The sequence below is a fragment of the Crenobacter oryzisoli genome (assembly GCF_030385785.1).
GTDB classification, from domain to species: Bacteria; Pseudomonadota; Gammaproteobacteria; order Burkholderiales; family Chromobacteriaceae; genus Crenobacter_A; species Crenobacter_A oryzisoli.
This window is the reverse complement of record NZ_JAUEDK010000008.1, coordinates 124318-133258: the sequence shown is the minus strand read 5'-3', so window position 1 is coordinate 133258 and position 8941 is coordinate 124318. Positions and strand designations below refer to the sequence as shown.

Genomic DNA, 8941 nt, shown 5'->3' with positions numbered 1-8941 from the left:
ACTCGAACTTGAACTGCTGCGGCGTATTGTCTTTCACCGCCTTGGCCAGCCAGCTCATCTCATCGGCCGTCACCTTCGGTGGACGCCCCGGGATCGGCTTGGCCAGCAGGGCGTTTTGGCCGCCATTGGCAAAGTCTGCTAACCAGCGAAACACCGTGCGCGGGTTGACACCGTAGGCGGCTGCTACGCTTTGCACCGATTGGCCCTCTCGAATCGCCTTGACGGCTTGCTGGCGCATGACCTGGAGGGTGTGGTGGTCAATCCCGCGGGCGTCAGAGTTTCGTTTGCATTTCATGAAGAAAATTATCACATGAAATGGCATTACTTTCTAAAAGGTTAGTAAGAGCCGCTAACCAAATCCTGCTGCAGCGTTGCGCTTCCTTACCTTTTAATTTTCCAGTGTCTGCGTCGGTGTACCTTGCATCCGAGCTGCTGCATGTCTGGCGCAGTTCTGCACCGGCTCAATAACGGACTCAAGGGCCTGAGCATAGGTTTTTGGTCCGATTGTGCACCTGCACAATCGGCAACACCCTCGTATTACTTGCCGCAAGACGCTATGGGCGCTGCCACCTGAAGGCGTGAGCCAAATGGGCACCGCCTTCCTTTAATGTGAGAGTCCGCGCTTCATTCATTCCGTCACTCACTAGCCAGTATAGTGACGCATCTGGGATATCCGGGTGTCTTTCAGCCTCGCTGTCATGCTTAGCTTCGATGGGGCTTGCCGTGGTGATTGTGTTTATGCGGAAGTCGAGACTCCATGGTTCGTTTAGTGACCCAGACTGCTCAAGCGGGAGACATTAGCCTGGACTGACGTAGCCCCTTTCCTCGTGTCTGTGAAGAAAATCCCATGGCTAAGTACTTGCCCCGCACCCATAATTATTTCGGGTAGCCCATCCAAAGTGCGCAAGTACATGGGGGAAAGTCATGGCGTCGCGTGGTCGCATCGTCTGGCGAGTTCTGCTAACGAGCCTGCTGTTGATCGGCGCGGCGGGGCGAGCACAAGCGGCTGACAGCGAAACGCTTGCCCAAGCTAGGGCTAGGGGCGTCCTGCGCTGTGGCGTCAGCGAAGGCATCACGGGGTTTTCTGCGCGGGACCTATCCGGCAGGTGGCAGGGGATCGACGCGGATTTTTGCCGAGCGGTAGCGGCTGCCGCCCTTGGCAGTCCTGAGCGGGTCACCTTCGTCCCGCTCAGGGCATCGGAACGTTTCCCCGCTTTGGAAAACCATATGGTCGATCTCTTGGCCCGCAATACCAGCTGGACCTTGTTGCGCGAAAGCACGCTTGGGGTGCAGTTTGTGGGAGTGCTTTTCTATGACGGCCAGGCATTCATGGTGCGCGCGGGGAGCACGCCACGCATGATGGCTGATCTGAAGGATGCGACCGTCTGTGTCCAGAAGGGTACGTCGAGCCAAGATCATTTGCTTGTGTATTCGGCGGAGAAGCGTTTGAACCTGCGACCGCTCGTGTTCGACTCGGCAGCAGCGGTAAATGCGGCTTTTTTCTCGGGCCGTTGTCGTGCCTGGACGAGCGATGCGTCACAACTGGCGGCGGCGCGTCTGCGGGCGCCGGGGGGGGCGCAAGCCTGGGCGATTCTGCCTGAGCGTATTTCGAAAGAGGCGCTTGGACCGGTCGTGCGGGGGGACGATCAGAACTGGCTTGTGCTCGTCCGTTGGGTGCTGTTTTCCCTATTGAATGCTGAAGAACTGAGTGTTACCCGCGCGAATCTTGCACAGCGTCTGAAGGAGGCCGCCGTTCAGCAGGCGCTCGTCGCCGATGGCGAGGTCAGCCGCAGCCTTGATGTGTCTCCCGGATGGGAGGTGCGCGCCGTGCAGGCCGTAGGCAACTACGGTGAGATGTTCGACCGCAATCTCGGATCACGCAGTCCACTCCAACTCGAACGCGGGCTCAATCGCCCCTGGATACAGGGTGGATTGATGTATGCGCCGTCTGTTCGGTAGATGAGGAGAGCCGGCCTATGAGCGAGCTGCAAATTTCCATCGTATTAATCGTATTTGCGGTGGTGATCCTTGCTATTGCCTTCAATGTGATCGATATGGCCGTCGCTGCGCTGACCGGCGTCTGTATCCTGATCGCTCTAGGCATTCTGGACGATCAGGACATTGCGAGTGGATTTCGCAACGCGGCAGGAACCCTCAGCTTGCTGTTCGGTGGCATGGTGGTGGCACGCATCCTCGCGACCACCGGCATTTTCGAGCTGCTGGGCGACATTTATTTGCACGCTACGGGAGGCAGCGGTAGGCGCTTTTTGCTCTTGCTAATCGCTATTGTCGCGCCTTTGTGTGCCTTCTTGCCCAATGCCACCACGGTCATCCTGCTTGCGCCCATCATCATACGGGTCGCTCTCGCGCTCGAGACGGATTTTGTCGGCCCCATGATTTTGACGGCGATCGTGAGCAACTCCGCTGGGCTGCTCACGCTGGTTGGTGACCCGGCAACATTTCTCGTCGGCAGTTCGATTGGCATGAGCTTTGGCACCTATCTGCAACGGGTGAGCCTTGGTGCTGTCCTGGCGATGACGATCATCGTGCCGTTGCTGCCTTGGTTAATGCCGCAGGTGTGGCAGCTGCGGCGAACCTTGCCGCCACCGACTAGGAAAAGACGCATCGAACGGCCGATTTATGCAGGCCTCGCTCTTGCGGTGCTCGTATTGATGGTGATGCTCTTTATCTTTGGTGAGGACTTGCCAACGCGCATCGTCCCCCCGGCCGTTGCGGTGATCGCGAGTGCACTTGCGCTACTGATTGCCTATGAGGTCCGAATTGAGCCGACCGAGAATGTGCTGCGCGACGTCGACTGGAAGACCCTGATATTTCTGGCCAGCATTTTTTGCCTTGTTCAGGCAATCATCAAGACCGGACTGCTTCAGTTATTGGCGCTCAGTCTTTATCAGATTTTTGGCGGCGGGCTTACGCTGGTTGCGCTGGCGATGATCGCGGGCATTGGTGTGCTGTCGAGCCTGCTGGCTAATGTTCCCGTGGCGGCCGCCTCCATCGTGATGGTCAAGGGCTATCTGGTGGCGGCCCAGGTGGTGCCTGAAACAGCGATGTCATCGCACTTCATCCAGTGGCCAGCTGTTTCGATTCCGGTGTTCGTTGCGATGATGTTCGGCGCCACGCTCGGTGGCAATGCCACGCTCATCGGTGCGTCCGCCAACATTGTTACGGCTGGGATCTGCGCGCGCCAAGGCATGCCGGTCACATTTATGAGGTTTTTGCGTTTCGGGTTACCGGTCACGCTCTGCCAGTTGACGGCTTCTGCATTGTACGTGCTTGTGCTTACCCACATCATGCGCTAGGGGATCGATAGCCTGATCCCAGTTTGTTAACAGGTATAGAACAGGCGCTTTGGGCTAATCGGCATTGAAGGCCGCCAAACGCCCTACCGAATAGTGGATGACGCTTCGACCTAGGTCTTGGAGTCGGCGGATAGCTTGGTGTACTGAACGCAACCAAGTTCAGTTGCCTTGCAGCTTTCAGTTGCTTAGGGAACGTGCAATTTGCATGTCTGATGCGTCATGTGAACGTAGGCATCGCTTAGTCACGCTCTTGGCGCTCTGTTTTATCTGCCGCCACGGTAGTAGATGGCGCTGCTGGTTCGATCCAGGCCAGTAATAGGTGGTATGTGACCGCGAGAATGACTGGTCCGATGAACAAGCCAACCACGCCAATCGTAAGCAGGCCGCCGAGTACGCCGGAAAGAATGAGCGCCAGTGGTAGCTCGATAGCGCGACGTATCAGGATTGGACGCAGGATATTGTCCACCATGCCGACTCCGATGGACCAGACAAGCAGCAGGACCGCCGCGAATTGCGAACCATTCATGAACAGCCATGCCACGCAGCCGAGCAGTGGTATGAGCGGGCCAATCTGTAGCAGGCACACGACAAATAAAAGTGCACTCAGAATGCCGGCATAGGGGATGCCTGCGACCAAAATGCCGAAGGCGCCGAGCGACGCTTGCACAACGGCAGTCACAACGACACCCAGTGCGATTGCCCGAATTGCTTGGCCAGCTAGGTGGATGATTTCTGCCCCGTTTTGGGGGGCGACGCGTTGGGCGAGGCCGATCACCAAGTGAGCGGCGACTTCGCCCTTTGCATAGAGAAGGCCGCACACAATCACCATGAGGAGCAGTTGCAACATGAAGAGGCCTAAAAGGCTGATTTGCGTGAGTAACCAGCGTGTAACCATGGCTGCATATGGCTGGACCCTTGCCAGTACGCCGCCTGGTCCGGCGTCTGCCAAGAGCTGCCATTGGTGTGTCAGACGCGAACCGACCACAGGTACCCCCGCCAGCCAATGGGGGGGCGATGGGAGAGCGTATGTGGGCAGGCCTTGGACGAACACCCTGACATCGGCCGCATTTTCGACAAACGTTGCGACGGCGAGATAGATCGGAACGATGATTACCACGATCTGCATCAGCAACATGATCAGCACTGCGAGTCCACGACGCTCGTGCAGGCGATGCTGAAGTGCGAGCAAAGCCGGCCAGGTCGAGACGACGATCATGCCGCCCCAGATGATCGCAGGCACAAATGGACGTAGGACATACAGGCTGCCGCCAATTAGCAGCAACAGTGTGCCGACTGCGAGTACGATGCGCGCCAGGTCAGAGCCACGGCGTGCCTCCGTGTCCTTTGGTGGGCGCGTATCGGAGGGGACGGGGCTGCCGTTCATGTGGCTACCTCTGGCAAGGCCGTGGATGCTGGGGCTGGGTCGTCCTGTTCAGCCTGAAAGACGCAAAAGCTTCGTGTAACGTCGGAAAGCGTGGCCATTCTAGGCTTGGATAATGCGGGCTACGCTGTTTGAGCCATTTGCTGATTTGGATGTGGCTATAGGCAGCGTCTGGGCATCGACCCTTACGCTGGTCAAGGACCAAATTGAGAAGGCTCGGCGCGATTCTGGCAGGACGTTTGAATGCTGCGGGTCGCTTCTGGTTTGGTGCCTTGTTCACGATCGATACCACCTAACACTATGCGTTCTCTCCCGGCCTTGTCCTCCCTCTGCCGTGCCAGGGTGGAACGCTGTTCGGGTTGCGGTCAGGTGTTACCAATCTCTGCGACGATGTCTGGTCGGAACATGATGAGTCGCTTTTCTAATGTAGCGTTACAGAGGCTGGACGCCATCGGACCATGGTCCTATGGTGCTTGGGTGCTGCGATACGCTGAGTTGGATGGGGGAAGTCACCGTGAGTGACTTTCAATGCTTTTGCACTGTCGCTTGGGAAACCATTCCGCTGCCCATCAAAGTAGCTTTGACAAGGTGTGGCCGATATTCGATACCCAGAATGGTTTGTGGATGAGCGAGGAAGGGGGAAGCCATATGGACAAGAGAAGGCTGTTGGGGGGCGTGTTGTTCTGCCTGTTTGTCGTGCCGGCATTGGCCGATGCGCTGCTGGACGGTGATATGGCCCGTTCCCTGAGTTATAAGAAATCCACTCAGCAAGAGGCGGCGTCTACTCCCCCTAAAGCGGCGACTACCACGACTGTTCCGACTGCAGTGATGCCTGCCGTTCCGGCCGCCACTACGACGAATGTGCTGTGCGAGGTGAGAGGGGGACAGATCTACAAGATGGACGGCAACAAGATGCAGCCCTCCAAGTGGCTGCGCAGCTGTGGGGCGTTTCCGAAGCAGGCATTCAAGAAGGACGCGGTGACGGCGTGCCTGCGCCATCGCGGCTATTCGGAAATCCTGTTCGAAGATAACACTACGATCCAGATCGAGGAAAACGTGCCGACCGGCGATCTGTGCCATGGCAAGTGGGATAACACAGCGTATAAGGCAGGCGTCAGCTGAGCGGTGTAAGAACCTGTTCACGATCTGCTGTACTCGGGTGATCCTGCGTTGAAATGACGCTCAACATGCTTACTAAGGTTTTCACTAGTAATGTCACTTCCAGTGTTTTGTAACATGCTGATTTTGTACACGTTGTAAAGCTGGTCAAAATGACGCTACAAGCTGAAAGGTTAGTATCTACTCAATAAGTGCACTTTTTTCGCGCCATTTCTCCTTGGCTGACCCTTCGTTCGCGAGATCGTGAACTGGTTCTAGGGGCCTTGGGTGGGCGAGGGCTGTCATCAGTCCTCGCCAGGCCTGGACAGTGCCGACAGGATGCCGGTCCATGACGAGCTGGCTCGCTTGCCAGATACGAGCCGCTAACAAAATCCTCCCGGCGTTGTTGCGCTGTCTTGCCGTACCACTTGTACTGCCTGCGGCGGCGCGACAGACCAATTAGCTCTTGCCACTGCGGTTACGCGCCTCGATGTGGCGTCTCTGGTCTGCATGATGTGGAGGCACGCAAATCTTTGTGTCGTTGAAGATCGAGCCGATGGTGTCTGGCTATTTCGCCATCATCGCAGAGCCTAACTGAGCGACCCCTGACTACTTGTTAAGGTTGCTCGAGTGGGCTCAGGCGTTGTCGCATGCTCCGGCCTGCAGCGCGACGGCGCTGGCGTCGAATTCCTCAATCAACCAGTCACGCAGGGCGACCCGGCGCGGGTCGGCATCGATCGGGCTTGGTGACAGCAACAGATAACGCGAGCCGTCCGGTACGAATCCGAAGGGGGCGACCAGTCGGCCGTCGGCCAGTTCGTCCACCGCCATGTACAGCGAGCCGATCGCGAGACCGAGGCCGGCTCCGGCCGCCTGCAGGCATAGGTAGAAGTGCTCGAAGCGCTGTTCCCCGCCCCAGGCGAGATGCTGTGCGCTCAGCTGCTGCCAGCGCGTCCAGGCATCGGGGCGGCTTTGCGTATGCAATCGCACCGGGGCGCTGCCTTTGGCGAGCCGTTCGGCCAGCGTGGCTGAGCACACAGGGCCGACCCACTCGCGCCCAAGCGGGGCGCTATAGAGCGTGGTGTCGCGTGGGAAATCGTCGCGACGCAGCGCCAGGTCGATCCGGCTGGTGGCGAAATCGAGCGCACCGCCTGCGGCAAATAGGTGGATGGGGATGGCCGGATGGCGTTGCTGGAAGCGTCCCAAGCGCGGGATCAGCCAGCGCATCGCGATGGTCGGCTCGCACGACACTACCAGCGGCGCATCAGCGGGCGGGTGGCGTAGCCGCTCGACGGCTTCGGCCAAGCTGGCCAGCGCCGGGGCGCAGGCTTCCTGCAACTGCAGGCCCTCGCGAGTCAGGAACACCGCCCGGTTGCGCCGTTCGAACAGTATCACGCCGAGCTGTTCCTCAAGCTGGGCGATCTGGCGGCTGACTGCGCCGTGGGTGACGTGCAGTTCGGCTGCAGCCTTGACGAAGCTTTGGTGGCGCGCGGCGGCTTCGAACACGCGCAGATTGTTGAGGGGGGGCAGACGGACCATATATGTGATTTTTCCTCACATAATTCGTTTAGCATAAATCGTTTTTCCTTAGGTGGCAATGCAACGAAAATTGGTGTGTCGCGGCCAGGTTGTTCTTCGGCCGTCTTGACCAGCGATGAAATTGCACACAGAGGAGAAACAGGGATGGATGCAGTCCTTGAGCAAGCCGACCACCAGTTGGCACCGCTCCACGATCAGCACACCGCGCTCGATGTGTTGGGCCGGCAGCTTGCCCACCAGGCATTTTGCTTCGTGCCGGCGGCCCAGGTGGCCACATTGCTGATGCAGTTGAGCCCCGCCGCACTGGCCGAGTTCGGCACCTTCCAGCGGAGTTGGGAGCGGCTGGCCGAAGACGGCTACATGGCCGACGGCGGCCGGTATCGGCAGCGCCGTCACGCGACGTTTAGCGCAGCCCCTTCTGCGCACTACGCGCAGCTCGAGTCGCACCAGCCACACTATCAGACCCTCGACTATAACCCGCTCAACGGCGGCGTCGCGCGCCATTACCTACCGATCGAGGATGGGATCCAGCATGGTGCAACGCTGACCACTTTGCTGAATCTCGGTTGCACGCTGTTCGGCAAACTGCGGCCCGACGCCGCTTGGCATATCGAAGTGCACCAGTTTCGCATCGAAGCCGGGCGCGGCATGGAAGGCCGGCCGACCCCGGAGGGCGTGCACCGCGATGGCGTCAATTTCGTGATGATGCTGATGGTGAAACGCCACAACGTGGTCAACGGTGCCACCACGATCTACGACCTGAACAAGCAACGACTCGACCAGTTTACGCTGACCGAGCCGCTCGATCTCGCCATCGTCGACGACGAGCAGATCTATCACGGCGTCACGCCGATCGTGCGGCTCGACCCGGCTCACGAGGCACACCGCGATGTGTTGGTGATTACCTTCCGCCGCCGCGACTGACCCGATGCGCCGTGGCCTTGCCGGCCGCGGCTGTCTACAGAGGATTTCCGCCATGAACGAACTGATCGCCGTTTCAGTCATCACTATCCTCGCCGTCATCAGCCCGGGGGCCGACTTCGCCATGGTGACGCGCAACAGCTATCTCTATGGCCGCAAGGCTGGCCTCTTGGCTGCGCTTGGCATCGCGCTCGGGGTGCAGGTGCATGTCAGCTATACCATGCTCGGGGTGGGCCTGCTGATCGCCAAAGCGCCGCTGTTGTTCAATGCGATCAAGTTTATAGGCGCCGCCTATCTGGTTTACATCGGCTACAAGACCTTTGTCGCACGCAGTCAGGTGGACGTCGATCTTTCTGGCGGCGAGCCGATTTCCGACTTCGCTGCGCTGCGTACCGGTTTCTTGACCAATGCGCTCAACCCCAAGACCACGCTATTCGTGGTCAGTACCTACACCCAGGTGGTACATGTGGACACGCCGGTTTTTACCCAGATCGGTTACGGCCTGTTCATGTCATTTGCGCACTGGGCCTGGTTTACGCTGGTCGCGCTGTTCTTCTCGCACAATCGTCTGCGCAACACGATGCTCCGTGGCCAGCAATTGCTGAACCGTGGCATCGGGACGGTGCTGGTGGGGCTGGGTGTGGCGCTTGCGTTGGCGCCGATGGGACATTGAGGGAGAAGGACC

General features: G+C 58.8%; 8 protein-coding genes. 5 read left to right on the top strand and 3 right to left on the bottom strand.

Annotation, left to right across the window (positions count from 1 at the left end; translation table 11 throughout):
* On the bottom strand, positions 1-295 hold a 295-nt coding region (locus QU481_RS06880), incomplete at its 3' end, for a helix-turn-helix domain-containing protein (RefSeq protein WP_289828410.1).
* A gap of 629 nt (positions 296-924) precedes the next feature.
* Here QU481_RS06880 and QU481_RS06875 point away from each other — a divergent pair.
* Positions 925-1959, top strand: coding sequence for an amino acid ABC transporter substrate-binding protein (locus tag QU481_RS06875; RefSeq protein ID WP_289829187.1), 1035 nt, complete (start codon positions 925-927; stop codon positions 1957-1959).
* Positions 1960-1976: 17 nt separating this feature from the next.
* Positions 1977-3317 carry an ArsB/NhaD family transporter gene (locus tag QU481_RS06870; protein WP_289829186.1) on the top strand — a complete coding sequence of 447 codons (1341 nt, stop codon included), beginning with the start codon at positions 1977-1979 and terminating at the stop codon, positions 3315-3317.
* A gap of 238 nt (positions 3318-3555) precedes the next feature.
* Here the strand turns inward: QU481_RS06870 and ydiK are convergent, their stop codons facing one another.
* Positions 3556-4701, bottom strand: a complete 1146-nt coding sequence (gene ydiK, locus QU481_RS06865) for an AI-2E family transporter YdiK (RefSeq protein ID WP_289829185.1) — start codon at positions 4699-4701, stop codon at positions 3556-3558.
* Positions 4702-5322: 621 nt separating this feature from the next.
* On the opposite strand from ydiK, the gene QU481_RS06860 reads away from it, so the two are divergent.
* Positions 5323-5820: a hypothetical protein gene (locus tag QU481_RS06860; RefSeq protein WP_289829184.1), complete on the top strand. Its 498-nt coding sequence runs from the start codon at positions 5323-5325 to the stop codon at positions 5818-5820.
* 612 nt (positions 5821-6432) lie between these two features.
* Here the strand turns inward: QU481_RS06860 and QU481_RS06855 are convergent.
* Positions 6433-7335: a LysR substrate-binding domain-containing protein gene (locus QU481_RS06855; RefSeq protein WP_289829183.1), complete on the bottom strand. Its 903-nt coding sequence runs from the start codon at positions 7333-7335 to the stop codon at positions 6433-6435.
* A 144-nt stretch (positions 7336-7479) separates the two neighbouring features.
* Between QU481_RS06855 and QU481_RS06850 the strand changes: the two genes are divergently transcribed.
* Entirely contained in the window at positions 7480-8259 is a 780-nt protein-coding gene (locus QU481_RS06850) for a 2OG-Fe dioxygenase family protein (RefSeq protein ID WP_289829182.1), read from the top strand.
* 52 nt (positions 8260-8311) lie between these two features.
* Positions 8312-8929, top strand: a complete 618-nt coding sequence (locus tag QU481_RS06845; protein WP_289829181.1) for a LysE family translocator — start codon at positions 8312-8314, stop codon at positions 8927-8929.
* Positions 8930-8941: the final 12 nt, after the last annotated feature.

Coding starts and splice junctions, on each gene's coding strand:
- QU481_RS06875 (WP_289829187.1), top strand. CDS start 925: ATGGCGTCGCGTGGTCGCATCGTCTGGCGAGTTCTGCTAACGAGCCTG.
- QU481_RS06870 (WP_289829186.1), top strand. CDS start 1,977: ATGAGCGAGCTGCAAATTTCCATCGTATTAATCGTATTTGCGGTGGTG.
- ydiK (WP_289829185.1), bottom strand. CDS start 4,701: ATGAACGGCAGCCCCGTCCCCTCCGATACGCGCCCACCAAAGGACACG.
- QU481_RS06860 (WP_289829184.1), top strand. CDS start 5,323: ATGAGCGAGGAAGGGGGAAGCCATATGGACAAGAGAAGGCTGTTGGGG.
- QU481_RS06855 (WP_289829183.1), bottom strand. CDS start 7,335: ATGGTCCGTCTGCCCCCCCTCAACAATCTGCGCGTGTTCGAAGCCGCC.
- QU481_RS06850 (WP_289829182.1), top strand. CDS start 7,480: ATGGATGCAGTCCTTGAGCAAGCCGACCACCAGTTGGCACCGCTCCAC.
- QU481_RS06845 (WP_289829181.1), top strand. CDS start 8,312: ATGAACGAACTGATCGCCGTTTCAGTCATCACTATCCTCGCCGTCATC.